Raw genomic sequence first — 26,125 nt, 5'->3', positions numbered from 1 at the left:
TACCTCTCCTATTTTTCCGGATAGAATTGACCTACTCTTCCTTTTTGAAAGCCTACAACATATTGCTGACCCTTATACGTTCCTCTAATTTGATAACTGAATTTTGTTCCTTTTTGTACTAACTCTTCACGGTTTTGTTTCATGATTGATTCTATCGCATCTGCAACATCGCTAACAGTCATCTCTTTATTGAGAAAAGATTGACGAGACTTAACTGAACCATCCCATAAACTAGGATGATGGCGCTCTAAAATATGCTTCATTCCACGTTTATCAATGAGAAATGATTGTCCTCCAAAAATGTATTTCCTGCTTTGAAAAGTCTCTAATTCGTTTACAACTTCATGCGGCTTTGCTTTTTTTATACCATGTGTAGCAGACTGGTTCTTAAAAACTTCAAGTGCAGAGTTTTTATAACTCTCCCCATCAATTGTGTTGAAAGGAAAAGTCCCTGAACCGCCAGCCATTGCATATTGTTGTTCAAAAACATTTGGTATTTTAACGTATTCAATCCCTTTTTTTATTCCTGTTTTTGAAACTTCAAGTGTCTTAATTGCAGCAAATTTTGAACCGGCTTTTGCAACTTTGGATACTTTATCAATACCCTTTGGACCAACTATTGCAAGAACAACAGTGCTGCCGACATAGGACACCCATTTTGCCCTGCTGTAGCTATCTCCATTAATCATATCACGTTGGAAAGTGTCTTCTATGTCTTTTGCTATGATCTTATAAGTATCGATTGGATGTAAGACGGCGTTCACCGTTCCAGAAAGCGTTTCAATAGGGTGCATTGCAAGTTGATAGAGACCCATCACGGTATCTTTACCTGCTTCATACATTCCAACTGCAATACCTTTTCCGATTTCGGCTTTTTGTTGAAGTTCTTCGAGCTGGCGGAAATAAACTTTTTGGTCAGGCTCCAAATTTTCGTATCCAATTTTTTCAGCAATTTTTAAATACTCGTCAGGATCTGTTACATTTACAAGCTGTTTTTTCAAATCTTTAATTTCGCGTTGTTTAGCTTCCTCTTTTTTGAGCTTTAAATAAGCTTCAGACCGCTTTTCGATATCGCCTTTTTTCTTATGTATGTCACTCTCGCGATAAGCCTTGGCATTATAATGTATAGGTGAAGCGTTTTTGCCCCTACCTGTTGACTCCTGTAACTTTTGAAAGTCTGCTTTAATAAATTGTTCGTTAGGTTCAGTCATTGCATATTCAGTTTTTAAGTTCTCGTCTGTATCGCCTATTTTCTCAATAGTTTTTTTTCGTTTGTTTTCGGCGGACGAGAGCTCATCCTTAAAAGCCTCTGTTGAAAATAAATCAAGTGGAAGAATGTCATCAATATCACTCAGTATATCTTTCATTGCTTTCTTCTGCTCGGACATAATTGCTTGTGATTTTCTATATGCGTTTGCCAGTTCGTGTTCTAAGAAGGATTCTTCGATATATGCATCAGATAAGCTGGCATCTTCCAGAATACCGGAGATGCTAGTAAGGAAAGCGATTTTCATATCAATTAAATCAATCCATTGATCAGCTACACCGGTGTGATCGTGAAAAAATGCTTTAATATTGTTTGCTCCCTTCCCAGAGAACTCACTATCATCAAGATCAGCAACTGCCGTAAAGGCTTTTCTTAAATTAATCATTTGATTTTTCAACTCTTTATAATCGTTTGCTCGGTTTTCAGCTTCAGATAACAAAGACTTTGCTTCAAATACTTTCATTGGACAATCCTTTCAGTAAGTTTATATCTAAATATTACCATGGATAGGATGTGAAGTTCGAAAAAATTGTTGAAGAAGAGGTAATGAATTGAACGTAATGAGATTTCGAGAAGTGGGGAATTAAGGGGGTTTTTTTTCTCACCAATTATTAACCATAATTCATTCAAACCTATAGAAATGATGTAATGTGGTGTTAGAAAGTGTAATGAAAACAAGCTTTCATAATCAGTGATACGGATTTACAATGTTGAGGGCCCAGCGGGTGAGTAACCCGTGGAGGTACAAGTCCTCTCGGCCGCATCTCAATGATACCAAGGGTTATAGAGATCCTTGGTATTTTTTTGTGCTTATTTTTAAATGATCTACTGCCCACAAACTGCCCGCTTACCTAAAGTAAGTCATTTGCAGTAGACATCGCACAAATATTTTCATTATTTATAGATAGTTACTAATGCCTCAAACTCCAATTTGCAAAAGCAGAGAAAGTGCTGCTAAGCATGGAAGAAAACCAAGACTTCGAGGAAAATGTTTGCTGATGTTGAAAATTTTTCGATTGAAGTCGCTGATTATTTTCATGAACGAGGAAGCTTAATGCTTTCTACGAAAATTAAAAAAGGGGAGATGATTGATGAAAATCAGCCGGTGTCTATTGGCTGCAGTGATTTTAGGTAGTGTGTTTTCAATAACTTATTGCAAAGTGATCAAAATACTCAAACTATCTGGACAATACTTTGCTTGGTCTTATTTGTCGATAGTCGCCGTAACGAAAGCACTAAACAACACATTAAAGAGATTCTTTTGATATGACGGACACATATGACAGTTTGCGATTGTCAAAATTCAATGTTTAATCTTTGTTCAACTTACCAAGTTCAGTTAAAAATTTGTTAAAATTGTGATAAATGTATGAAAGGATTAAATGTTCATATCGAAACATTTGGATTACAGGGAAAGGGAAACAAATACATGTCGATTTACCAAAAATAAAACCATTACCTAAGAAATGTTTCTTTATTTCCAGCTGGATTTAAAAAATAATTTTGTTAGGTGTCATGCAATAAATTCAATTGTCGGTGATTGGCCTGTTTAAATGCATCCATTATTTCATACCCGGTGCTACTTATTTCTGTTGTAGTCTGTATACTGATTAATAGGTAAAGAAAGTCGAAAAGGTATACGAAATTCTTCATACAAATTAAAGTTTTGAATGAAAGAGCAGGATTACTCCTGCTCTTTTTCTTTCTAATTGGGCTGGATTAAACGCAGACGGTTATTCCTTGGGAAAAACAAAAAAATTTCTTCTATCCATTGACTAGCTGGGCTTTAGCCGGGTTTCTATCACCCTGTTGGGCTTGTCAGATTTTAAAAAGATATGGTACGTTTATAGTGTTTTGTTTCACCTGATTGTGGGGTAATAAAGATAGAATCAGTAAATAATTCTAAGGAACGACCTCAATCTTATAATAAACATATTGGAAGACGGAAGAACTAAAATAAAGGTTTAGGATACTTTGAAGAAATAAAATTTTTTTTGATTGTGATAATATTCACAATAGAGCTGTATTAAGGGGAATCATTTCTCCAAATATTCTGCAGAAAATACCAACCACAGCCCACGGATATATCACTAACCGCTTTGGCTGGTATTATCTGTTGGATGTTTCTCTTTTTGTTGCTTTTTGTATTATTTTTAGTCCAATCGGCAAAAATAAGTTAAGGAAACCAGCGAAAACACTTAATTTCATCCTTCTTTCCTGGTTTACAATGTTATTTGGCTGATATGGATATTAGTCGAGTCTTTTAAGGTACAGTTGAACCAATCATCCACTATGCCGTTAGCTCTCCATCAGGTGAAACAGAAACCCCCAGACTTTTAGAGAAGCATTACGCTATACATTCTGGGACTGCGTGCTTGGACCGTTTATACGCTTGTATAATGTGGATTTGATAATTAAGGAGTCGATATTATTAAATGAAGTTTAACAAGAAAAAAATTAACGTTGTAGACATTCAAAAAGCGAAGAAAAGCGTGTTTGCTACAGGGATAGGAAACGCGATGGAATGGTTTGATTTTGCTTTATATTCTTATTTGGCAGTTATTATTAGTAAAAACTTTTTCAGTCCAGTTCAAAACGATGAATTAAAGTTAATATTTACTTTTGCTACATTTGCAATTGCCTTTTTGCTTAGACCGGTAGGCGGAATTATTTTTGGTAAAGTTGGTGACAAATTTGGTCGGAAAATAGTATTAACAATTACTATTTTAATGATGGCTTTATCTACTTTAATAATTGGTGTGCTTCCTACCTATGATCAGATTGGTGTATGGGCCCCTATATTATTACTCTTAGCTCGTATTCTGCAAGGTTTTTCTGTGGGTGGAGAGTACGCTGGTGCAATGGTATATATCGCAGAATCTTCTCCAGATAATAAGCGTATAAGGTTAGGCAGCGGTTTAGAAATCGGCACATTATCTGGTTATATAGTAGCTTCTGTTTTAGTTACAGTACTTTTCTGGACTTTATCTGATGTTCAAATGAATAGTTGGGGATGGAGAATTCCTTTCTTCTTAAGTATTCCAATAGGATTATTTGGTTTATATTTGAGAAGTCATTTAGATGAATCACCAATCTTTGAAAATGACATCTCTGAAAACCAAGAACAACAACCCGGTTTATTAGAAGTCATTAAAACATATAAAAAAGATATCTTTTTATGTATCGTATTTGTGGCGTTTTTCAATATAACCAATTACCTATTGTTAGGTTATATGCCTTCTTATTTAGATGAGAACCTTGGTATAAGTGATAATATAAGTACACCGGTTACAGCAATTGTATTGATTATTATGGTACCGTTCGCTTTAACTTTCGGTAAACTAGGAGATAAATTAGGAAATAAAAAAGTTATATCAATTGGATTAGTATTAGGAATTGTATTTTCGATTATCTCTTTTCAATTTCTTAATATGGGGAATATAACATTCTTATTTATAGGACTTTTAATGTTAGGTATTGTATTATCTGTATACGAAGGCACTATGCCAGGATCTTTACCTACGTTGTTCCATACTGACATTAGATATCGTACATTATCCTGGACATTCAACTTATCAGTTTCTATTTTTGGTGGAACAACACCTTTAGTTGCTTCTTGGTTAACCCATGTGACAAGAAACAATTTGGCGCCGGGTTTCTATTTATTAGCAGTTAGTTTAATTGGCTTAATAGTTGTGTTAACCTTATTTAAAGATACTTCAGGTAAATCTTTAAAAGGTTCTTACCCAACAGTTGCTTCTAAGGCTGAGTTTCAAGAAGCTGTTGAAAATCCAAAAGATGCACTGTGGTGGAAAATGGAACAAACAGAAAAGGAATGAAAAAAACATCCATTTAATTGACCGGCTACTCGAAATACAGACTCAGAATAAGCTGGGATTATCCGAGCAGCAAGAACTGCAGCTCTTTTATATTCTGGAGGGCTTACTGCTTTGCAAAAGCAGCGTTGCTATTCTCGATCGTCATTATTTTATTGGTTGTGTCCTAATAATAAAACATTGACGCAAGAACGAAGAGATATTAAAAGGTCCGAGCAATACAGCAAAATAAGAAGCAAGAAGCTTTGTTATGCCAGTTCTTCTCCCGAAGGAGAGCTGGCTTTTTATTTTCTATATGGGGTCCAAAGCAGAAAACGAGAACTTGTACGTTAATCACAGTATTTGGTTCTTCTTGTTTTATGGGAGAAGGAAAAAATATCTGTTAAAGGTTTAGGCGAAGAATTATATCTAGACTCCGGAACATTAACTCCAGTTTTAAAACGACTTGAGGAGCGAGGTCTTATTATAAGAGAGCGTTCAAAAGAGGACGAACGAAGTGTAATTATTACGTTAACAACTGAAGGGAATGAGTTTAAAGAAAAAGTCACAATGATACCTAATGCAGTATTTGATAAAACCGGTTGTAATGAAGAAGAAATTAAAAGTTATAACAAGGAAATTCGTAATTTACTTAACATGCTGACAACTGAGCAATAGTTTTATGAATATAGATGGCGGGCCCAGCGGGTGAATAACCCGTGGAGGTTCAAGTCCTCTCGGCCGCATCAATGATACCAAGGGTTTTGACACCCTTGGTATTTTTTGTTTATAGAAACTTATCTGTTACTGTCCACTTACTTATAGTAGGTCGTATGATTTGTCAGTCACCTTCATCCTTCTGCTGACTGCGTGCGGCGGTAGTAAATATGATAATGATTAATGAAGTGATGAAGCAGGAGAAGAAAGTCAGAAAAGAAATGCGAGCAGATTCAGATGAGCACAAAAGAGATAACGCCATAATTCGTGTATATGATGACGGGAAATATATTCAACTTGTGTTTTATCAGCCAGAAGAAAGTTCTCGTAGGCTGACTGCTTATTCTTATTATGAGAAGCTTGGAGATTCTTATGAGGAAATGGCACATATGCCGGGTGATGGTGATGGCGACCGCCTTGGTCTTTATAAGAAAACACCTGATTATAAAGAGGTTAAAGGCAAGGAAACAAAAACAATGTGCTTGTTCATTCCTGATAGGGGAACAATTGTTTTACCGTTAAGTTGTTGTGTGAGAGCCAGTATGTTAAAATGCTACGTAGATTTAATAATAAAGTTTAGATTCTAGGAGATTTATTTATGAAGTTGGATGAATTCACCATCGGGCAGGTTTTTCAAACTAAATCTTTTGAATTAACAAAAGAGAATATAATGAATTTTGCAGAAGTGTATGACCCACAATACATGCATTTAAATGAAGAAAAAGCAAAAATGGGCAGATTTAATGGAATTATTGCTTCTGGAATACAAACGTTATCTATTACTTTTAAGCTTTGGATTGAAGAAGGGCGTCATGAAGACGATATTATTGCTGGGACAGGAATGAATAATATAAAATTCCTAGCACCCGTTTACCCTAATGATAGACTGAACACTATTGTTAAGGTTATTGATAAAAAACCAAATAAAAGCCAGACGGGGATACTTACTGTATTGTTATCTACCTATAATCAGAAAGAGGAAAAAGTGTTTGAAGGTGAGTTATCAGTATTAATTAAACGCTAAATGACCTTTGTGGCATATCATCGTCACCTTTCATTTTTTATAGATGTCTGGATGAAATGAGCAATCATCTTAATTAATTGAGTGGACTTTGAGTCTGCTCTTTTTTATTTGTTCAACCCATGTCAAGAAACAAAGGACTAACAATAACGAAAAAATCATCTCGTAAATACGAATTTAAACATTGCTGCCTTGAAGTTTTTGCATATTCCTCTGTACCATTGCACCGGATGAATATCTATAATGAGCGTTCTATCCTTCGATGTTATGTTTCCTTTTTACTTTTTGGTTTTGTCAGTTCAAAGCTGTACTTTACCATGTCATGGATTTGGTGCTCTGGGAGTCCCTCATCTAAGGTAAGAGTATTCCAATGCTCCTTGTTCATATGGTATCCGGGCTTGATTTCTTCAAAAAGACCACGTAGAAAATCAGCCCTTTCAGGTTCGCATTTAAGGTTGACACATAAGTGTTCGTCGCGAGTGAAGATAAGTGCAAATATTTTCTTATTCCCTTTGTGACGAATTGCAGTCCAACCATCTCCGAAAGGATGGTCTTCATAAGAGTTTGGAAAGGTTAGGCAGTAATCTTTTATTCCATCATAATTCATTATCAATTCACCCCATACCTCATTATTTTTATATACAGAACATATTCGTTCAAACTAAGATTTGCGGTTTCTTTTATACCAATCCGAGATTTCCTCAAGTCTTTGTTTGAACTTAGCTTCTGAACCTTGAGTTGTTGGATAGTAATACTCACGCCCTATTAAAGAATCTGGCATCGTCTGCATTGTCGTTAATTTTTCCTCTGTATCATGAGCATATTTATATCCCTTACCGTAATCTAAATCTTTCATCAAAAGGAGCAGACTTTATGTCTGCTCTTTTTTTGTTCATGAAAAAGCCATTTTTTTATTCCCAGTCTGATAAAAGATTTTCTGTGAAATCATTTAGCAATTATTGGTCAATTTTTCTTTTTCAATAATATCCTTTACCACATCCTCAATTGTGATATGCCCAAGAGCTTTTTCCAAGGCAGATTGGGCGATTTCAAATATTGGACCAATTGTACTTTGAATGTTCCGGCCTACAGGACATTGAGGATTGGGATTTTCATGTATACTAAACAATTCTTTATCTTGAACAACATTAACTGCTCTATAAACATCAAGTAAGGTGATTTCAGTTAAATCCTTCGCTAATTCAGCTCCTGCAATACCTGGCCGAACATTTACTAAACCTGCTTTTTTCAGCATCCCCATAATTTTTCTTATGAAGGCGGGATTTGTATTTACACTTCCAGCTAAAAATTCAGAAGTGCTAATTCCGTCTTCATTTATTTCAATAAGAGCCAATATATGAATTCCTACAGCAAAACGGCTGCTAATAGACATGATTTCTTCACCATCCTAATTACATTACACTCTTTATAGTACACTTGTAACTGAATGTATTACAAGTTCTTTTACTCTAATATGCTCAATTAACAAGATGATAAAAGTATTGACAAATAAATAAGGTGTAACTAAAATTATTACATGTAATCAATATGGTTACATTTAAAATTTTGAATGATTAGGAGGACTTTAAATTGAAAATTGGAATCATTGGTGCAACCGGAAAAGCTGGAAGTCTTATCTTGAAAGAAGCGGTAAGCAGGGGACATGAAGTAACTGCAATTGTAAGAGATGCTGCAAAACTTAAAGAGGAAAAGATTTCAATCATTGAAAAAAATATAATTGATCTTACATCGGATGATCTAAAAAAGTTAGATGTAATAGTTAATGCCTTCGGTGCTCCATTAGGAGAAGAACAGGCACATGTAGATGCTGGCCGGGCATTAATTAGGGCATTAAAAGGAACGGGTACAAGAGCTGTAATTGTAGGTGGAGCAGGGAGTCTTTATGTAGACGAAAATAAAACTGTCAGTGTAATGGATACACCTGATTTCCCGGAGATTTTTATTCCAACAGCTAAAGGGCAAGGTCGTAACTTGCAAGAACTAAAGGAAACTTCTGATATTAACTGGACATTTATCAGTCCTTCAGCGGTATTTGACCCAGACGGGAAAAGAACTGGATTTTATCAGTCGGGAAAAGATCATCTTCTTGTGAATTCGAAAGGCGAAAGTTATATCAGCTATGCAGACTATGCAATTGCAGTATTGGATGAAATCGAAAATCCAAAACATATAAATGAACGCTTTACAGTGGTTGGAGAAGCTGAATAAGTGATTGAGTAGAAACAAAGGGGTACCATTAGTGTCATCGCTAATGGTATTTTCCTTCTAAGAATGTACGGAGACATTGAAAACTTTGCAATCAGAGTAGCGGATTACTTTTATGAAAAAGGGGTATCACGTTTAGAGCTTTTGTAAACCCACTCGTTTTCGTGAGTGGGCTTTTTAAAAATACACCTATCAACATGATTTTTATTATTAAGTACGGTAAGGGGTCAGTCAAAACTTCATAATGTCACTTTCGAATAATATCGATTAAACTTGATTGAATAGATCAAGACATAAATAACGATTAGTGCGGCAAATGTGTTTAGAACAATGGTTTTATAACAGAAAACACAGTTTCACTTTATTGAGGGCCCAGCGGGTGAATAACCCGTGGAGGTTCAAGTCCTCTCGGCCGCATCCCAATGATACCAAGGGTTTTGACACCTTTGGTATTTTTTGTTGTAAGTGCATGTGGCATTAAAAAAGTGCTGACCTCTGCACAAAATCTTTGCGCGAGTCTGCACTTTTATTCTGCAAGATACACTGCCCATTATCATCGATTATGGGCGTTTATTTAATCCGTTCTTACCCGAGCTGATACCTGGCTTTTAGGAAGTTTTTTTTAAGTGGGTAAAACCAACAAATTTTTTGCCTTCTTCATCCCATAGGCGGAACTTTAACGACTTAATACTTGTTGCCAGTGTGATGGTCGGAACGTTTTGCAATGGTTCAGTGTTATTATGCACGATTTCAAGCTTATAGTTTGGGACTCTTGGGCTTAAATGATGAACATGATGGAAACCGATATTGCCTGTTAACCATTGCATGACTTTTGGAAGCTTATAAAAAGAGCTTCCTTCAACGGCTGCTTTTACATATTCCCAATGCTCATCTTCTTCGAAATATGAATCCTCAAACGTATGCTGAATATAAAACATCCAAATTCCGAGGGATCCCGATATCATAAAAATTGGCGTCTGGACCAGCAGAAAGTTTTGCCAGCCGATAGCCCAACATAAAAGTGCTGCCAAAGCGACAATCCCCAGGTTGGTTACATATGTATTCATCCGTTCTTTGCGTTTTGCCCCTTTACGATTAAAACGATTGGTAATCCCGAAGACGTAAATCGGTCCGATAATAAACATAACAAACGGATTTCTGTACAAACGGTACATTATTTTTGTCTTAGTTGAGGCTTCTTTATATTCCTCAACAGTCAGTACCCAAATATCGCCCGTACCGCGTTTGTCCAGGTTGCTGCTTGTCGCATGATGGACAGAATGATCGTGTGCCCAATGATCAAACGGATGCAGAGTCAGAATTCCTGTAATTGTTCCAAGGATTCGATTCGCCTTTCGGTTCTTAAAAAAGGAATAGTGGCAGCAATCATGAAAGATAATGAAGGTTCTCACTAAAAAACCTGCTGCAACGACAGAAATCGCTAATGTAAGGATATAAGAAATCGACAAGCTCTTATAGGCCAAACACCATAACAGGAAAAACGGCACCAATGTGTTAATGATTTGATAAATACTTTTTTGTAAATCGGACTTTTCATAAGGGGTAACCAGTTTTCTCAAAGTCCTTAGGTTTTGTTCATTCATTTTTAAAAGCTTCCCCTTCCCTGATGTTCTTAATCTGCGTATAGAAAACGTTTTATTGCCTTTGAAGTCCCAGCTGTTATACCCCATGTATAATAAGTATCTTTCCTAATCCTGTGTAAAATTATTGAAGGTCAGAAAATGATCTCCATCTCAATTAAATCTTTATTAGCAAGGGCCAGCCGGGATACAAAAAGCGTATGAAGATTATACCCAGCTCTTTATCGGGCCAAACTCTCTCCATGCTCCCCTATGTGAATCAGTTTATTTAGACCGTAAACTTTGATTGTTTGAGGAACAAACATGACAAGTTAATACCGTTAAAATAGGGGTATACCTGAGTGATCGTTTGGAAACATGTGCAGAAACAAAGCTATACCAGTGAACAGCCAAGAATATTTTGTGCTTGAACAAGAAACAGCTGAGCTTTTTAAAGAAACCTTTAACAATCAATATGAAGTACTGGGTTTGAAGGCACTCGTGATTCATTTTCACGGTGTTTTCAAACCATAGCTATTAATAGGCATCTTATTTTGCACTGGTATCGACAGGTTTAACAAATAAAACATGAATGAACACATTATTAATTTGCAGTTATTTCCGTTTCGTGATATGATAAAGGAGAATTATTTTTGTTCGTGTAAAGGATAGTATGAATATCGACTTTTCGTCTTGATGATACTTTGGGCAAGGATAGTAATACAATGTGTAACACACTAGGAGGCAACAAAAATGGAACAAGGTACAGTTAAATGGTTTAATGCAGAAAAAGGTTTTGGATTTATCGAACGTGAAAATGGAGACGATGTATTCGTACACTTTTCTGCAATCCAAAGTGACGGATTCAAATCTTTAGACGAAGGTCAAAAAGTAACGTTTGACGTTGAGCAAGGTGCTCGTGGAGCTCAAGCTGCTAACGTTCAAAAAACTGCTTAATCTTCAATCGTTTATACAAACAGGCTCTTTATATAGGGCCTGTTTTTTTATGTTCTCTGTATCATACTGAATAAAAAAACCCTACTCAACGTTCGAGTAGGGACAGTTGCTACAAGGTAAGAAAAAGGTTTAAAACCTCAAAGGATTGTTTACAGTATAACATACCGGATTGACGATATGTGGAATATATATAAATGATTTGTTTTTATGTTCTCAAGATAACTGTATGTTATTCTTTGTTACAATTCGCATATCTCTTTTATGAAAAGAAGATAAACAACTGCTATTCACTGTGGAAGCAGATGTAAGAAATTTTTAAAGATAAAGAGGGGAGTGGTTGTTTTTTCTTCTGGAAATAATCACTTAGACCTAAAACAATGAAAGCCCTGCCTCTCTTCCATCCTTACGGCTCCTTGTCCGTGCCAGTGTGAATCAGGATTACAAAAATCAAGTGACTATTTCATCGAGAATTCAAGTGTTCGTTGAAGAAAAAAATAAAACAGATTAGATTGTAGGAGTAATAAAAGCGGTTAATGTTTTAAAAGTAAGTTGGAGAAGTTGAACGTCTAATCGTAATATTCAGAAAACTTTCGAATGCTTTTTGGAATGCAAAACATTATTTAAAATTAACCTTAGCAGAAACTTTTTATTTGTTTTTCAGTGATTCCTTTAATGACTTCCAGTTCACTAATCAAAAATTCATATGCATTATCCAACATTTTTTTTTCGCTTGAATTAAGTGCTTTTTCTTTCTTCATTCGCATTAAATCACGTACAACTTCAGCGCCTTCTTGTATTTCACCCGTTTTTATTTTGTTCGTGTTTACTACATACCTTTGCTTCCATGGCAGTAACCTATCTGATTCACCATGCTGAAAAATGTGTATAATGTGTTTTAATGCACGTATATCAGTAACTGGCCGTATACTTGAACTCAATATTTTACGCGTTGGAATCATAACTGTCATATTACTGATTGACATTCTTATGACATAATACTGTTGTTTTTCCTCTAAGAATTGTTTTTCTTCTATGGCTTCAATTGTACCTGCTCCGTGCATTGGATAAACAATGTTATCGCCAATTTGAAACATATAATCCACCTCCATATATGGGAACTTAACTTAAGGTTACCATATATGGAGTGAGATATCAAATTTTTAATGATAACATGGTCATTTATTGGTGTCAATAACTTTTTTTAAAAAACAACATCAAAATAAGAGGGAACCTGTGGGATTCCTAAAAAAGGAAAGGTCAATTGGTCCGTGTATATCTTGGAATCTCGACTAATTAACAGAGATCAGTTTTTCGTTGAAAATGAGTTATTAAATCTCCTTTAGGAGTTCATGCCTTGACATCAATTGTGATTAATCTTTTGGGTTTAACGTAAAACAGGGGATACTAATATTAACTCTTTATAATCATTCTCATGCCGTCTTGAAAATTGACAGTATACCTGTAAGGGTATAATATTGATTCACAAACATTATCTAGTTAATAATGTAGTGTGATAAAGCAGAGTATGAAGTGATAGTTGATAACATGCAAATATATAAATTTCAAAGAAGGAGTTCAACGCATGGAATATGATCAAAAGATTAAAAATCGCTTACGCCGGATAGAAGGACAGATAAAAGGTGTATTGACCATGATGGAACAAGGAAAAGATTGCAGAGAGGTTGTGACCCAATTAGCTGCTTCACGTAATGCGATCGATCGAGCAATGGGTTTGATTGTGAGCACAAACCTTGAACATTGTGTTCGTGAAAGTTTAGAAAAGGGAGAAGACACACAACACTTAGTAAAAGAAGCGGTCGAATTATTGGTAAAGAGCCGATAAAAAAATTCATCAACCTATCATCTTTAAGGTTGACGAATTTTTTTATTTATTATAATATACCCCTACCGGTATTTTGGATTGAATAATAGGAGATCTTTCGAAAAAAATTTTAATTCTAATATACCCCCAGGGGTAATAGTGATTTAGTCAGGAGAATAAACATGACAAAACAAACAAAACGCACAACAATTGTTTTATTTAGCGGCGAATATGACAAAGCAATGGCAGCCTATATTATTGCAAATGGTGCAGCTGCCTACGATCATGAAGTGACGATCTTCCATACGTTTTGGGGATTAAACGCTTTACGTAAAGAAGAGCTGATTCCAGTGAAAAAAGGATTTCTTGAAAAAATGTTTGGAAAGATAATGCCTCGCGGTGCTAATAAGTTGGGTTTATCTAAAATGAACTTTGCAGGTATAGGCCCTAAAATGATTAAAAATGTGATGAAAAAGCATAATGCACTTACGTTGCCTCAGTTGATTGAGATGGCTCAAGAACAAGGTGTAAAGCTCGTAGCTTGTACGATGACAATGGATCTTCTTGGTTTACAGGAAAAAGAACTATTAGATGATATCGACTATGCTGGTGTAGCTGCTTATTTGGCAGATGCTGAAGAAGGCAATGTCAACTTATTTATCTAATGTTATCCATTGCAAATTGAATAAGTGAAGGGGGTTATAACACTATGAATAGCGGAGTAATGTTCAATACTTTACTCATTTTATTTTTACTTTGGATCGTATTTCGACGTTTTTTCCCATTGCATGGTGTTAAACAAATAACAACTGCTGATTTAAAGTCAGAGCTGAAAAATAAAGACAAACAGTTTATAGATGTACGAACACCTTATGAGTTCCGCACAAGGCATATTAAAGGGTTCAAAAATATTCCTTTGTCTATCTTGCCTCGTCAAACTCATCAGCTTTCGAAAGACAAAGACGTCTTTGTGATCTGCCAAAGCGGAATGAGAAGTATAAAGGCAAGTAAAATATTGAAGAAACAAGGGTTTAAAAATATCACAAATATAAAAGGTGGTATGAATACATGGTATTAACATCCAGAGAGTAACTTTTTGCATATTTATATACCCCCACCCCTATATAAGAAAAGGAGGAAAAAATCGTGAAAGCAAATATTGTATTAGACGCTAAAGGCTTGTCATGCCCAATGCCTATCGTAAAAACAAAGAAGAAAATAAAAGAATTAAAAGCTGGTGACATATTAGAAATTCAAGCAACAGATAAAGGATCGGCGACAGATCTGCAAGCATGGGCAAAAAGCTCAGGCCATGAATATCTAGGTACTGAAACAGAGGGAGAAGTCCTTCGTCACTTTCTTCGAAAAGGAGGAGAGCATTCATCAGAAAATGCATCTTCAATTCCTGAGATTTCATTAGAAGCTTTCACACAGAAAGTGGATCGTGATGAGTCTCTTCACATTTTAGATGTACGAGAGATCGAGGAGTATGAAGAAGCCCATATCCCCGGAGCGGTGCATATCCCTCTTGGCGAAGTGGAAAAGCGCTCTAACGCATTAAACAAAAATGATGAAATTTATATTATTTGCCATTCAGGAAGAAGAAGTGAAATGGCAGCTCACACCATGAAAAAACAAGGTTTTAAAAAGGTTATTAATGTTATTCCCGGTATGCGGGATTGGACAGGCAAAACAGAAAAAGGAGGTATGTAAACATGACCGTGCAAGCACTTACCGCAAAAGAAGTCACACAAAAAATCTTTCACAAAGAATCTTTATTTATTTTGGATGTGCGTAATGAAAATGATTTTAGCGATTGGAAGATTGAAGGACATTATTTTGACCATTTAAATGTACCGTATTTCGATCTTTTAGATGGCGTAGAAGATATCTTGGAGAAAATTCCTTCTGATAAAGAAGTGCTGGTCGTTTGTGCAAAAGAAGGTTCATCTGTCATGGTATCCGAAATGCTTTCTGAAGCAGGTCATTCTGTATCCTATCTTAAGGGCGGAATGAAAGCATGGAGCGAACATTTAGAGCCGGTAAAAGTCGGGGATTTAAAAGATGGCGGTGAGATGTATCAGTTTGTTCGAATCGGTAAAGGCTGCCTGTCATACATGGTCATCTCCAATGGTGAAGCAGCGATTATTGATGCGACACGTATGGCGGATATTTTTATAGACTTTGCGAAAGAGAAGGGTGCGGAGATTACTCACGTATTTGATACACATCTTCACGCAGACCATATTTCAGGCGGCAGAGTCATAGCTGAAAAAACAAAAGCAACCTACTGGTTACCACCGAAGGATGCAGAAGAAGCGGTATTTGATTATCAGCCGCTGGAAGAAGGCAACGATATTGTCATTGGAAACACAAAGATTGGCATTCAACCGATTTATTCACCGGGGCACACGATTGGTTCCACTTCTTTCATTGTCGATGATCAGTATCTTCTTTCAGGTGATATCTTGTTTATTGATTCAATCGGAAGACCAGACTTAGCCGGTATGGCAGAAGATTGGGCGGAAGATTTAAGAACAACGCTTTATAGCCGTTACAACGCGTTATCACAGGATTTAATTGTATTACCGGCACACTTTATGATCATTGACGAGCTAAATGATGATGGAAGTGTTGGTAAAAAACTAAGTACATTATTTAGCGAGAACCATGGTTTGAACATTGCGGATGAAAGAGAATTTAGACACCTAGTAACAGATCATTTGCCTCCGCAGCCAAATGCATACCAAGAGATTCGGAAAACAAACATGGGGAAAATCAGCCCGGATGAAGAAAAACAGCGTGAAATGGAGATTGGTCCAAACCGCTGTGCAATACGGTAACACAAGTTTCTATTAAAAAGAGGAGAGATGAACATGAAATCAGATAAAGTATTAGACGCAAAAGGCCTGGCATGCCCAATGCCAATCGTCAGAACAAAGAAAGCGATGAATGAACTGGAATCAGGTCAAATATTAGAAGTGCATGCAACAGATAAGGGAGCTAAAAATGATCTTGCAGCTTGGTCTAAATCAGGCGGGCATGACCTTTTAGAGCAAACTGATGAAGGCGATGTATTGAAATTCTGGATTAAAAAAGGCTAATGAATGTGAAAGGGTATCGAATACAAAGATGCCCTTTTTCTTTGAAAGGAGGAACTAAAATGGATATTGCCTTTATCACAACTCTTTTCATTATAGGGTTTATTGGTGCCTTTATTTCCGGAATGATGGGTATTGGCGGATCAGTTATTAATTATCCAATGCTATTATACATTCCTTCTTTAGTGGGAGTGATGTCATTAACTGCCCATGAAGTTTCAGGGATAGGGGCTATTCAAGTTTTCTTTGCGACACTTGGCGGTGTTTGGGCTTATCGTAAAAGTGGTTTTTTAAATAAAGCGTTAATTATGTACATGGGAAGCAGCATCCTTTTAGGGAGTGTATTGGGGAGTTACTTTTCTCATTATATATCTGAAAAAGGAATTAACTTTATCTACGGAATTCTGGCTATACTAGCAGTTGTTTTAATGTTTATACCTAAAAAAGGACAAGAACATAGCGAAGACGAAGAAGTGATATTTAATAAATGGTTGGCTTCGTCCCTAGCGTTTATCATTGGTGGCGTATCAGGTATTTTAGGAGCTGGCGGCGCTTTTATCCTAGTCCCCATTATGTTATCGATTTTAAATATCCCTGTTAGAATCACAGTCGCTTCATCTCTTGCGATTACATTTCTTTCATCTATTGGCGCAACAGTTGGAAAAGTAATCACGGGCCAGGTTCTTTTTGCACCGGCTCTGGTTCTTATGATTGTCAGTTTAATTGCTTCTCCTATTGGCGCATCAGTTGGGCAAAAAGTAAATACAAAATTCCTGCAATGGATTTTAGCGCTATTAATAAGTGCGACAGCTATTAAAATTTGGTTAGAGCTCCTTTGATATGAGTCAGCGGGTAAAATGAAAGATTAAAAGATTCATCACTCCTTATAAACAAACACTAATATATAAAGGTTTTGTAATAGAAAGCACAGTTTCACTTTATTGAGGGCCCAGCGGGTGAATAACCTCTGGAGGTTCAAGACCTCTCAGCCGCATCACAATGATACCAAGGGTTCTGACACTTTTGGTATTTTTTGTTTACAGCTGCCCCGTTACTTATAGCAAGTCGTCTGGTTTGCCAGCTATCTTTTTTAAAGACCCTTTTTCGATTAATGAAATGATAAAATAGGAGAAGACAGCCAAAATGAAATGAGAGCAGATTCAGATGAGAAACACAAGAATAACTCATCGTGATCGTATTCGTACACATTTTTACAGAGGAGGACAATTATGATTGGAATACTGGCAGGAATGGGGGCAAAATCTACTGGGCCATTTGTAGATAAGGTAGTAGACGAGTGCCAAAAAATATATGGAGCAATACATGACATGGATTTCCCTCATATGATGATTTATTCTTGTCCGACTCCTTTCTATATGAATAAACCTCTCAATCATACGGACATGGAAAAGGCAATTATTGAGGGAGCTGTAAAGCTTGAAAAAACGGGTGTTGATTTTATTGCCATCCCATGTAATACCGCACATATCTATTTTAATCAAATAAAAAAATCGCTTTCAGTCCCTTTACTAAACATGGTTGATGAAACCATAAAAAAAATATCTAAAGGTTCAAAAAAAGCAGCTCTTTTAGCCACCGTTCCTACGGTTCAATCTGGAATATTTCAAGAAGCGTTAAACAGAGAAGGTTATGATTTTTTACATCAAGATAGTTGGCAAATCTATGTCGATCACATAATAGAAAAGATTAAACAAGGTCAAATCAATGAGGCTGGTACATTATATGATGAATTACACCGTGACTTAGCAGAAAAGGTTGATACTGTTATCATTGCATGTACGGATTTAAATATGGTCACGGATCAAAAAAGCAGCGAACTCAACATTGTTGATTCATCAGCTTGTCTCGCTCAAGCCATTGTAAATAAGTATGTATCATTAACAAAATAAGCCGTCTGATTTATCAGCAAATTCAGGGCGCTTTTTTCCGTTAAAGCGCCCGGCTTCGGCAGATATATAATCCTCGATTACTTCTTGAATGTAACTTCCCCGCGTTATTGTTCCTTTAACATTGAATATTTTCGATACGCTTTATAGTAACTGATGCCGAAGACAACAGCCATAAGAGCGGGAAGCGACCTTAAAAGGGCAAATGGAGTTTCAAATAAAAATGCTTTCCAAAACATTGCGCCTTCCATACTCCACAGACCTTCAGCTAAATACAAACCTGAATCCTTGTAAATCAAATAAGAATAAAATAAGCAAAGTAAACCAAAACAAGATGAATAACTCATTAGTCTTTTATAATAACTACTCTTTGATTGGCGATCCGAGAAGATTTCATTTTGACCATCATCTTCTTTCTGCCAATATCGAGTTCCGCTAAGCCATGGGCTGTTTATATAACTCCAGCCGAAGTCTTCATAGATCTCTCTGTAGTCTTTGAACTTTTTCTTTGATAAATAATCATGATAATCCAGTCTCATCACATATCTCTTGTCGGTTTTTTCGAAAGTGTATATTCCTAATCCGCTGATATTTGTACAGCGATAGCCTTTTTGCAATTGCTCGTTCAGCCATTGCTCCTCTTTTTCAATATCAAAAAACATCTTAAATGTCTTCATTCGATTCACTTCCTTCGTACAGGGATAAAATATGCAGTAACCTGTTTTGTTCCATTTTCAAAATGGCGCTTCCTTCCGCAGTTATCATATAAACTTTTCTCCGGCCCGACTCTCCAACAGGTTCAATCCAGCCATGCTTATTCAAGTTTTCAATCGCGCCGTATAATGTGCCGGCTGCTAAAATAACAGTTCCGTTACTCATCTTTTCGATCTTCTGCATGGCGGCATAGCCATGAAGCGGCTCCCGCAAAGCTAATAAAATATAATGCATGGTTTCAGACAGCGGTAATAATTTATGTTTCATATCCTCATCCTCTATTCAGTCTGACTATATAGTTAAACTTAATACAGTCCAACTGAATAGTCAATGGTCTTTTCAAAATTTGTCAAAGGAACTTGAAAATCAAATCTAAAAAGTCGCTTTTCTTACGTAATGGGAAGCGGCTTCTGAGTAGTCCTATTCAATTAAATGGCCCGATTGTTGGGTGTAATGCTTAACTTCAGTGCTTGAAATGCCGGGCGGTAATAAGCTTTCACTTTATCAAATGCCCAGCGTATAATTAACCCGTGAAGGTCCAAACCCTCTCAGCCGCATTAAAAATACCAAGGGTTTTGAGTCCCTTGGTATTTTTTGTTCATTGTTTTAAGATGTGAATTTCCTTAGTGGCTGTCGTTCCAGTTTTTCTCTATAAATGTATTCGCAGGCTGTAAGTTGGTTTTGTTCGCAATTTCAATGACAGCGGGAACCACGGAAGGGTCTGTTTTGGAGAAGTTAGGAATCCGCGGATCTAACCGGAAAAAGCGGTCTCCCAGAAGGTTCGCGCTGACCATAGATTCATAGTAGCCATTTCCGCCGGCGATCATCTGAAGAAATGGCAGTAAAGGTTCATTAGGCGACCTGTCCAAAAGAACTCCCCAATTTGGAGGAAGGTTCTTCAGGTTTTCGGGACGTATGTTATCCGCACTTACCATTCCCCACCCTCTCGTATCTCTTCTTAACCGAGTCGGGGCTTCACCTGTACCGATGGATAGCGCCGCAATTTGATCCAATGGCACGTTGGCTTTACCAACCGCAAACGCGATACTGGCCGTACTGGGGTTCGTTGCCACTACATATCCGTCCACGTAGTTTTGATAGGCTCGCTGCGTCGCGGGGGCACCGCTGCTCCGCAGTATGACATCACTCACTTTCTCATTTAAATAGGGAGAGCCGGGAAAGTTGTGAAATAATACGGGCGTCCAACGATCCAGTGCGGGGGAGTATAATTTGAATGAAGGGACAACAATTCGTTTTCTTACATCTTTAAGACGAAGGCCTGGCGGGAAAAAGTTTCGTACCGCTTTAATAAAACCGGAGTATGGTAATTGCTGATTGAAAACAGGTCCGCCCGGCCGGGAAGTGCTGAATGCGGGCAGGATTTCATCCTCAAAATACTGAAGTGTTTCCTTCGGAGATCTTCCGCTTGCTAATGCAAGGGCAGTAAATGAACCGATTGAGTTTCCCGCAAATACATGGGTTCGGCTTATTAATGCTGGATTTTCTTCAGCCAGTCTGTTCAATAGTTGTAAACTTAAAGCACCTAAGGTACCGCCCCCGTCAAAGGTCATGATCCGATATTTTGCCAAAGCTGATTTCTCCTTTCTGATGAAAACTATCATTCAGTATATGTTCAGCCAGAGTCTATTGTATGGATGAATGAATATCTTCTTATCTTAAATTACCAATCCAGCGAGTCGGGAAAGAATACGTTTTTTATTTAAAGAGGTTTTTTCCGGGAAGAAGGAGAATTATTTAAAAATAAAAGGGGGAAAACACTTGAATACGATTGACCTTATTATTTTAAATTTTGAAGAAGTAAGACGGCGAAGCATCAAGTTATGGACAGCTATACCTGAGGAAAAAATGGACTGGCGCCCGGATTCCGAAGCAATGTCGTGTAAGGAAATGATAAGACATGTATTAGAAGCGGAATTTCTTTATCATCACATTTTACTAAAACAAATGAATGAGTCTTCAGAGGAATCTAAAAACCCATATGAATCAAAAACGTTTACCACAGTAACCGAAGAATTAGAATTTGCAAAACCGTATCGGGCCGAGTTTTTGACATTCATCAAATCGTTAAACGAAACAGATTTAACAAATATAAAGATTGACAGGTCTGATGTTGGATATATTCGCGAACTAGGAGACATGTTATTAAGAATCGCTTACCATGAGTCCGTACATACCGGTCAGCTTTTAGACTATCTCAGAACTGCTGAAGTGGACAGGCCTTTAATTTGGGACTAGTTAAATGATTGTGTTTTACACGGGAAGGGGAAAGAATGGAATATAAACCGATTAATTTCCAAGAGAAATTAGCTGCGTTCCAAGATCAATGGTCTCCAAAAGTAATCGCTGAAATGAATGATTATCAATTTAAACTTGTTAAGGTACAAGGGGATTTTGTTTGGCATAAGCATGACGAAACAGATGAAGTCTTCATTGTCATTAAGGGTAATTTAATCATTGAATTTCGTGATGGAGAAGTAAAATTAAATGAAGGTGAAATGTTTGTCATTCCGAAAAATGTTGAACATAAACCTTATGCAGAATCAGAGTGTCACATTTTGCTTGCAGAACCTAAAGGTGTTGTGAATACCGGGCAGGAAATAACTGATCAAACAGCTGAAAATGATGTCTGGGTCTAGCCTGTAACAAAAAACGATCAAAACTCCGAAAGATTGAATGACGATTAGAGAAAATGATCAGGAAAACCAATTAAGAATGATTTAAGGTTAAATATTGAAAAATTTTGTTAATATTATAATACATTGTTTGGAAATGTAATCATTTTATAAGGAGTTTTCTAATTGCGTTGGAGTAAATGGTTCAATATTTTTTGCATAGCAGCATTGGGATCAATATATGGCTATAAATTGTTTACTAACCAAGAAGTCAGTACGGCTCGTTTGATCATAGCTGCTGCAATTATCTTGTGGAACATTGTCGGACTTTTTAGCAAAGAACCAGTAAAACAAACACAGCAAGCAAACTAAAAGTCAAAAACACAAAAAGTTGGTACAGAAGGATGCTGCAGCGCGCAGCATCCTTTTTCGTAGTCTCCCTTTTACGCTGCTTATAATAATCGTCAAAAAGCATTCAAGTTTCATCAAGCATCCAGAATCTGTTGCATCGATAAATGGAAATTGCCCTAAAATGTGCCGGTTCATCAAAATACCAGTCCAAGCTGCAGTTATTTATTTACATAGTATGTAAAGATTGAAAAATGAGAGAAGGAGTGGCGTAATGTATTATAACGAAGGTGAAGATCAACAGTACGTTCAGAAGAAAAAGCCATACAACGAAGCCTGTGACCTTGGCCATGATTTTGATATGGCGGACGATGAAGCAAGAGCGGAAGCAGCAAGAGAAGCAGAAGCGAGAGCCAGAGCGGAAGAGGCAATAGCAAGAGCGGAAGAAGCAAGAGCCAGAGCAGCAGAAGCAAAGGTAGAAGCGGCAAAATTAGCAGCAAAAGCGAAATGTAAAAAACGTCATAAGAAAGAGAAAAAACAGGATTGCAAACGTAAGCACAAGAAGAAAAAATAAGAGCTTTTCATCATGTAAAAGATAAGATTCAATGTGTATTGATGTTATCCGTACAGGGGTGCAAAAACGATAAAGAATAAGATTCTTGTCGGGGGATCAAGCAGAAAGATTGCTCAGCCGGTGTCTCAGCAGAACCACGCATGGCAGGGCAAACATAATTTTCTATGGACTTCCATAGTTTGGTCGGGATATCACGTCAATAAATGTAAGTGCCTATCATGATAAAAAAGGCAGGAGAGACAAGAGTTTCGGCAGCTTGCCGCTCTTGTCTTTTTTTGTTTTCAAATCATCTTCGCGTATATGTGTCTATTTATAAGTTTGCAGAACATCTGTCTAAGAATTTGTCCAATTCCTACATATACTGGTATCGGAATCAAATGCTTATTGGGAGTGAAATAGATGGGATCAGCACAGTTAACGGGACGCGTCATCTTCAAAGGGGACCCCGGCTATACACAGGCGGTTAAGAATTGGAACCCTTATGTTGATGTCTGTCCGCTTGTCTTTGTTTTTGCACAAAATTCATACGATGTAAGTAATGCTATTAAATGGGCTCGTGAGAAGAATGTGCCTATGCGTGTCAGAAGCGGCCGCCATGCTCTGGATAAAAATCTTTCCACGGTAAGTGATGGGATTGTTATTGATGTGAGTGACATGAATAAAGTTTTCTTAGATGAAAAAAACGCGGTAGCAACCGTTCAAACCGGCATTCACGTCGGCCCGCTTGTAAAAGGTTTAGCTCGGGAAGGTTTTATGGCCCCGTTCGGAGACAGTCCAACCGTCGGAATCGGAGGAATCACAATGGGAGGCGGATTTGGAGTGCTTTCCCGATCGATCGGCCTGATAAGCGATAACCTTCTCGCATTGAAAATGGTAGATGCCAAAGGCAGGATTATTCAAGCAAATCAATCCCGCAATGAAGATTTACTGTGGGCTTCCAGAGGCGGCGGGGGAGGCAATTTCGGATATAACACCCAATATACGTTCAAAGTTCACCGTGCCCCTAAAACCGCAACCGTCTTTAATATTATATGGCCGTGGGAACAGTTAGAAACGGTATTTAAAGCGTGGCAAAAATGGGCGCCGTTTACAGACGAACGATTAGGATGCTACCTTGAGATTTACAGCAAAGTAAATGGCTTGTGCCATGTGGAAGGATTGTTCCTCGGTTCAAAACCAGAGCTGGTTCAATTATTAAAACCTTTATTAAATGCCGGAACGCCGGCACAAACAGTAATCAAAACACTATACTACCCGGATTGTATAGATTTCTTAGATCCTGACGAACCGATTCCCGGCAGATCGGATCAGAGTGTTAAATTCTCCTCGGCGTGGGCGCTCAATCTTTGGCCGGAAGAACCTATTGCAGTAATGAGACAATTTTTAGAAAAAGCGACCGGGACAGAAACCAATTTCTTTTTTATCAATTGGGGCGGCGCGATAAGCAGAGTTCCAAGCAGTGAAACAGCCTTCTATTGGCGCCGGCCATTGTTTTATACGGAATGGACGGCCAGTTGGAAAAATAAATCACAAGAAGCTTCGAATCTTGCATCAGTTGAAAGAGTGCGTCAGCTGATGAAACCATATGTAACAGGTTCATATGTGAATGTTCCGGATCAAAATATCGAGAACTTCGGGAAAGCATATTATGGCTCAAACTTTGCAAGGCTTCAAAGAATAAAGGCGAAATACGATCCCGAAAATGTATTCCGTTTTCCGCAAAGCATCCCGCCATCGTATAAATAGTTTGATCGTTTTGGGAAACAAAATAAAATGCTGCGTTTGCATTCTGTTGGAACACACCAGAACATTCAGGTGTGTTTTTATTGTTGCTTTCATTTCTGAAATGTGGTTATTCACTTATACCCCAGTGCGGATTCCAAACGATTTCCCATAAGTGTCCATCGGGGTCTTGGAAGTGACCGGCATATCCGCCTCAAAAAGTATCATGAGCGGGATCAGTTATCGTTGCTCCTGCCTGTTATGACTTTATCGCCTTCAGCTTTACTGATGACGTTATGTCCTCATGTAAATTCCGCAGTACTGGGAGCAGTTAACGTAACGTTTGATTCATGTGCGATGTTTTTGCGGTCCCAAAGGGCAAGTCCCGTTTGCAAGTCAAAAAAAGCAGCTGTGCGCCATGTTCAAATTCTGTACAGGCTATTCCTTCTGTAGGCAGACCCAAGCCATCCTGATAGAAGTGCAGCGATTTTTCTAAAGTGTCTGCGCCTAAAGTAATTACTGTAATCCGCGGCTTCATACCAATCATTGATTAAGAGCAATATAAAGTATTGGACATTTTCATCAAAAATATTTTGACATTTCAGTAAAGAACCTATATATTCATATATGAGCATATAATCATATATGGTTATTTTTGTGTCCATGTTAGAATGCTTCATAACAGAAAAGAAATAATAAATGCAGTGTATGAGATAAGGAGGAGATTTTTATGGGTCATAATCACAAACACGCTGGCAGATCTAATAAGAAGGTTTTATTGATCTCTTTTATCGTGATTACAGGTTATATGATAATAGAAGCGATAGGCGGATTTTTAACCAATAGTTTAGCGCTTTTATCAGATGCAGGCCATATGCTGAGTGATTCAATCTCATTAATGGTTGCTCTGATTGCTTTTAAATTGGCCGAAAAAAAGGCAAGTCATCATAAGACATTCGGCTACAAACGATTTGAGATTCTTGCAGCTGTGATAAACGGTGTTGCATTAATATTGATTTCCCTTTATATCATTTATGAAGCAATCAAACGTTTCTCTCATCCGCCGGAGGTAGCAACAACCGGAATGCTGACGATTAGTATCATCGGGTTAGCTGTAAATATATTGGTCGCTTGGATTATGCTGAACGGCGGAGATACAAAGAATAACCTGAACATAAGAGGGGCTTACTTACATGTGATAAGTGACATGCTCGGATCTGTAGGTGCCATACTGGCTGCGATCCTTATCATCTTCTTCGGGTGGAGCTGGGCAGATCCAGCGGCCAGTGTCATTGTGGCTATTCTTGTTCTGAGAAGCGGTTACCATGTGACGAAAGACTCCATTCACGTATTAATGGAAGGAACTCCGGAAAATATCGATGTCACTGACATCATTCATACAATTGAAGAGACAGAAGGAATTCAAAGCATTCATGATTTGCACATATGGTCTATCACAAGCGGATTGAATGCTCTTTCCTGCCACGCTGTTGTTAACGATCAACTGACCATTTCAGAAAGCGAAAGTATTTTACGCAAAATTGAACATGAACTTGGAGATAAAGGCATTACACATGTAACCATTCAAATGGAAACAGCAGCGCATAATCACGACAATACGATTCTTTGTCAGGCTCAAACTGAGAATCCGCATGACCATCATCATCATTAATAGGGGACTCACTTTGTCTTCTGACAATTAAGATAAAACCGCGGGGGGG

28 protein-coding genes and 7 pseudogenes are annotated in these 26,125 nt (G+C 37.4%); 25 read left to right on the top strand and 10 right to left on the bottom strand.

Features of this window, described 5'->3' with window-relative positions:
• Positions 1 to 8: 8 nt before the first annotated feature.
• Entirely contained in the window at positions 9 to 1,730 is a 1,722-nt protein-coding gene (locus tag ACWHAR_RS15355) for a ribonuclease YeeF family protein (RefSeq protein ID WP_032873017.1), read from the bottom strand.
• A gap of 516 nt (positions 1,731 to 2,246) precedes the next feature.
• Here ACWHAR_RS15355 and ACWHAR_RS15350 point away from each other — a divergent pair.
• The 8 genes and pseudogenes from ACWHAR_RS15350 to ACWHAR_RS15315 all read left to right on the top strand — a co-directional run.
• Positions 2,247 to 2,402: pseudogene (locus tag ACWHAR_RS15350) on the top strand (tetratricopeptide repeat protein); the annotation flags it as partial.
• Positions 2,380 to 2,444 (top strand): annotated as a pseudogene (locus tag ACWHAR_RS15345) (phosphatase RapI inhibitor PhrI); the annotation flags it as partial. The pseudogenes ACWHAR_RS15350 and ACWHAR_RS15345, both read left to right, overlap by 23 nt.
• Positions 2,441 to 2,581 (top strand): annotated as a pseudogene (locus ACWHAR_RS15340) (IS1595 family transposase); the annotation flags it as partial. The pseudogenes ACWHAR_RS15345 and ACWHAR_RS15340, both read left to right, overlap by 4 nt.
• Positions 2,582 to 3,254: 673 nt before the next feature.
• Positions 3,255 to 3,664: pseudogene (locus ACWHAR_RS15335) on the top strand (BCCT family transporter); the annotation flags it as partial.
• Positions 3,665 to 3,702: 38 nt separating this feature from the next.
• On the top strand, positions 3,703 to 5,106 hold the full coding sequence (locus tag ACWHAR_RS15330) for an MFS transporter (protein WP_032873021.1): 1,404 nt from the start codon (positions 3,703 to 3,705) through the stop codon (positions 5,104 to 5,106).
• A gap of 339 nt (positions 5,107 to 5,445) precedes the next feature.
• On the top strand, positions 5,446 to 5,760 hold the full coding sequence (locus ACWHAR_RS15325; protein WP_072588824.1) for a MarR family winged helix-turn-helix transcriptional regulator: 315 nt from the start codon (positions 5,446 to 5,448) through the stop codon (positions 5,758 to 5,760).
• A gap of 160 nt (positions 5,761 to 5,920) precedes the next feature.
• Positions 5,921 to 6,272 (top strand): annotated as a pseudogene (locus ACWHAR_RS15320) (cystatin-like fold lipoprotein); the annotation flags it as partial.
• A 125-nt stretch (positions 6,273 to 6,397) separates the two neighbouring features.
• Positions 6,398 to 6,823 carry a MaoC family dehydratase gene (locus ACWHAR_RS15315; protein WP_032873026.1) on the top strand — a complete coding sequence of 142 codons (426 nt, stop codon included), beginning with the start codon at positions 6,398 to 6,400 and terminating at the stop codon, positions 6,821 to 6,823.
• Positions 6,824 to 7,085: 262 nt separating this feature from the next.
• Here ACWHAR_RS15315 and ACWHAR_RS15310 read toward each other — a convergent pair whose 3' ends face one another.
• The 3 genes from ACWHAR_RS15310 to ACWHAR_RS15300 form a co-directional block, all read right to left on the bottom strand.
• A complete protein-coding gene (locus ACWHAR_RS15310) occupies positions 7,086 to 7,427 on the bottom strand; it encodes an MmcQ/YjbR family DNA-binding protein (protein ID WP_012116882.1) in 342 nt (113 codons plus the stop codon).
• Positions 7,428 to 7,481: 54 nt separating this feature from the next.
• Complete coding sequence (locus tag ACWHAR_RS15305; protein ID WP_045555027.1) at positions 7,482 to 7,676, bottom strand: AAA family ATPase; 195 nt, start codon at positions 7,674 to 7,676, stop codon at positions 7,482 to 7,484.
• A gap of 93 nt (positions 7,677 to 7,769) precedes the next feature.
• Complete coding sequence (locus ACWHAR_RS15300; protein WP_015239220.1) at positions 7,770 to 8,213, bottom strand: Rrf2 family transcriptional regulator; 444 nt, start codon at positions 8,211 to 8,213, stop codon at positions 7,770 to 7,772.
• 197 nt (positions 8,214 to 8,410) lie between these two features.
• Between ACWHAR_RS15300 and ACWHAR_RS15295 the strand changes: the two genes are divergently transcribed.
• Entirely contained in the window at positions 8,411 to 9,049 is a 639-nt protein-coding gene (locus ACWHAR_RS15295) for an NAD(P)-dependent oxidoreductase (RefSeq protein WP_014416975.1), read from the top strand.
• Positions 9,050 to 9,654: 605 nt separating this feature from the next.
• Here the strand turns inward: ACWHAR_RS15295 and ACWHAR_RS15290 are convergent.
• The gene (locus ACWHAR_RS15290) at positions 9,655 to 10,650 is read right to left on the bottom strand and encodes a fatty acid desaturase (RefSeq protein WP_202596927.1); all 996 of its coding nucleotides are present in this window, start codon (positions 10,648 to 10,650) and stop codon (positions 9,655 to 9,657) included.
• 184 nt (positions 10,651 to 10,834) lie between these two features.
• Between ACWHAR_RS15290 and ACWHAR_RS15285 the strand changes: the two genes are divergently transcribed.
• On the top strand, positions 10,835 to 10,933 hold the full coding sequence (locus ACWHAR_RS15285) for a molecular chaperone TorD family protein (RefSeq protein ID WP_074534332.1): 99 nt from the start codon (positions 10,835 to 10,837) through the stop codon (positions 10,931 to 10,933).
• Between the two features lie 446 nt (positions 10,934 to 11,379).
• Positions 11,380 to 11,583, top strand: a complete 204-nt coding sequence (gene cspC, locus ACWHAR_RS15280) for a cold shock protein CspC (RefSeq protein ID WP_003156143.1) — start codon at positions 11,380 to 11,382, stop codon at positions 11,581 to 11,583.
• A gap of 632 nt (positions 11,584 to 12,215) precedes the next feature.
• Here cspC and ACWHAR_RS15275 read toward each other — a convergent pair.
• The gene (locus ACWHAR_RS15275) at positions 12,216 to 12,677 is read right to left on the bottom strand and encodes a CarD family transcriptional regulator (protein ID WP_032873030.1); all 462 of its coding nucleotides are present in this window, start codon (positions 12,675 to 12,677) and stop codon (positions 12,216 to 12,218) included.
• 488 nt (positions 12,678 to 13,165) lie between these two features.
• On the opposite strand from ACWHAR_RS15275, the gene ACWHAR_RS15270 reads away from it, so the two are divergent.
• The 8 genes and pseudogenes from ACWHAR_RS15270 to ACWHAR_RS15235 all read left to right on the top strand — a co-directional run bounded on the left by ACWHAR_RS15270 (position 13,166) and on the right by ACWHAR_RS15235 (position 18,416).
• Positions 13,166 to 13,426 carry a metal-sensitive transcriptional regulator gene (locus ACWHAR_RS15270; protein WP_014416981.1) on the top strand — a complete coding sequence of 87 codons (261 nt, stop codon included), beginning with the start codon at positions 13,166 to 13,168 and terminating at the stop codon, positions 13,424 to 13,426.
• A 161-nt stretch (positions 13,427 to 13,587) separates the two neighbouring features.
• Positions 13,588 to 14,070, top strand: a complete 483-nt coding sequence (locus tag ACWHAR_RS15265) for a DsrE/DsrF/DrsH-like family protein (protein WP_032873032.1) — start codon at positions 13,588 to 13,590, stop codon at positions 14,068 to 14,070.
• A gap of 44 nt (positions 14,071 to 14,114) precedes the next feature.
• A complete protein-coding gene (locus ACWHAR_RS15260; protein ID WP_014416982.1) occupies positions 14,115 to 14,483 on the top strand; it encodes a rhodanese-like domain-containing protein in 369 nt (122 codons plus the stop codon).
• A 65-nt stretch (positions 14,484 to 14,548) separates the two neighbouring features.
• Positions 14,549 to 15,118 carry a sulfurtransferase TusA family protein gene (locus ACWHAR_RS15255; protein WP_032873034.1) on the top strand — a complete coding sequence of 190 codons (570 nt, stop codon included), beginning with the start codon at positions 14,549 to 14,551 and terminating at the stop codon, positions 15,116 to 15,118.
• Positions 15,084 to 16,248, top strand: a pseudogene (locus ACWHAR_RS15250) (MBL fold metallo-hydrolase). The gene ACWHAR_RS15255 and the pseudogene ACWHAR_RS15250 overlap by 35 nt, the downstream one beginning before the upstream one ends.
• A gap of 33 nt (positions 16,249 to 16,281) precedes the next feature.
• Complete coding sequence (locus ACWHAR_RS15245) at positions 16,282 to 16,509, top strand: sulfurtransferase TusA family protein (protein ID WP_003156135.1); 228 nt, start codon at positions 16,282 to 16,284, stop codon at positions 16,507 to 16,509.
• A gap of 59 nt (positions 16,510 to 16,568) precedes the next feature.
• Complete coding sequence (locus ACWHAR_RS15240) at positions 16,569 to 17,345, top strand: sulfite exporter TauE/SafE family protein (protein WP_029974195.1); 777 nt, start codon at positions 16,569 to 16,571, stop codon at positions 17,343 to 17,345.
• Positions 17,346 to 17,735: 390 nt separating this feature from the next.
• Positions 17,736 to 18,416, top strand: a complete 681-nt coding sequence (locus tag ACWHAR_RS15235) for an aspartate/glutamate racemase family protein (RefSeq protein WP_032873039.1) — start codon at positions 17,736 to 17,738, stop codon at positions 18,414 to 18,416.
• 104 nt (positions 18,417 to 18,520) lie between these two features.
• Here the strand turns inward: ACWHAR_RS15235 and ACWHAR_RS15230 are convergent, their stop codons facing one another.
• The 3 genes from ACWHAR_RS15230 to cotR all read right to left on the bottom strand — a co-directional run bounded on the left by ACWHAR_RS15230 (position 18,521) and on the right by cotR (position 20,716).
• On the bottom strand, positions 18,521 to 19,090 hold the full coding sequence (locus ACWHAR_RS15230; protein ID WP_032873041.1) for a DUF2812 domain-containing protein: 570 nt from the start codon (positions 19,088 to 19,090) through the stop codon (positions 18,521 to 18,523).
• On the bottom strand, positions 19,077 to 19,394 hold the full coding sequence (locus tag ACWHAR_RS15225) for a PadR family transcriptional regulator (protein WP_012116900.1): 318 nt from the start codon (positions 19,392 to 19,394) through the stop codon (positions 19,077 to 19,079). Before ACWHAR_RS15225 ends, ACWHAR_RS15230 begins: the two co-directional genes overlap by 14 nt.
• Before the next feature lie 356 nt (positions 19,395 to 19,750).
• Positions 19,751 to 20,716, bottom strand: a complete 966-nt coding sequence (gene cotR, locus ACWHAR_RS15220; RefSeq protein ID WP_032873043.1) for a sporulation hydrolase CotR — start codon at positions 20,714 to 20,716, stop codon at positions 19,751 to 19,753.
• A 190-nt stretch (positions 20,717 to 20,906) separates the two neighbouring features.
• Here cotR and ACWHAR_RS15215 point away from each other — a divergent pair, with 190 nt between their 5' ends.
• From ACWHAR_RS15215 to ACWHAR_RS15195, 5 genes are all read left to right on the top strand, one after another.
• On the top strand, positions 20,907 to 21,383 hold the full coding sequence (locus ACWHAR_RS15215; RefSeq protein WP_007609648.1) for a DinB family protein: 477 nt from the start codon (positions 20,907 to 20,909) through the stop codon (positions 21,381 to 21,383).
• Between the two features lie 35 nt (positions 21,384 to 21,418).
• Positions 21,419 to 21,784, top strand: a complete 366-nt coding sequence (locus ACWHAR_RS15210) for a cupin domain-containing protein (RefSeq protein WP_017419204.1) — start codon at positions 21,419 to 21,421, stop codon at positions 21,782 to 21,784.
• A gap of 162 nt (positions 21,785 to 21,946) precedes the next feature.
• Entirely contained in the window at positions 21,947 to 22,132 is a 186-nt protein-coding gene (locus ACWHAR_RS15205; protein WP_017419203.1) for a hypothetical protein, read from the top strand.
• A 250-nt stretch (positions 22,133 to 22,382) separates the two neighbouring features.
• Positions 22,383 to 22,682 (top strand): hypothetical protein, encoded by a 300-nt coding sequence (locus ACWHAR_RS15200; protein ID WP_032873045.1) that lies wholly within the window; start codon positions 22,383 to 22,385, stop codon positions 22,680 to 22,682.
• A gap of 399 nt (positions 22,683 to 23,081) precedes the next feature.
• Positions 23,082 to 24,428, top strand: a complete 1,347-nt coding sequence (locus ACWHAR_RS15195) for an FAD-binding oxidoreductase (protein WP_032873047.1) — start codon at positions 23,082 to 23,084, stop codon at positions 24,426 to 24,428.
• A 106-nt stretch (positions 24,429 to 24,534) separates the two neighbouring features.
• On the opposite strand, the pseudogene ACWHAR_RS15190 reads toward ACWHAR_RS15195, so the two are convergent.
• Positions 24,535 to 24,942 (bottom strand): annotated as a pseudogene (locus ACWHAR_RS15190) (VOC family protein).
• 192 nt (positions 24,943 to 25,134) lie between these two features.
• Between ACWHAR_RS15190 and ACWHAR_RS15185 the strand changes: the two are divergent.
• Entirely contained in the window at positions 25,135 to 26,076 is a 942-nt protein-coding gene (locus ACWHAR_RS15185) for a cation diffusion facilitator family transporter (protein WP_032873049.1), read from the top strand.
• Positions 26,077 to 26,125: the final 49 nt, after the last annotated feature.

It is taken from the genome of Bacillus sp. LR--39 (assembly GCF_053613335.1).
The sequence above is the reverse complement of the archived record's forward strand: the minus strand, read 5'-3'. Positions and strand labels throughout refer to the sequence as shown.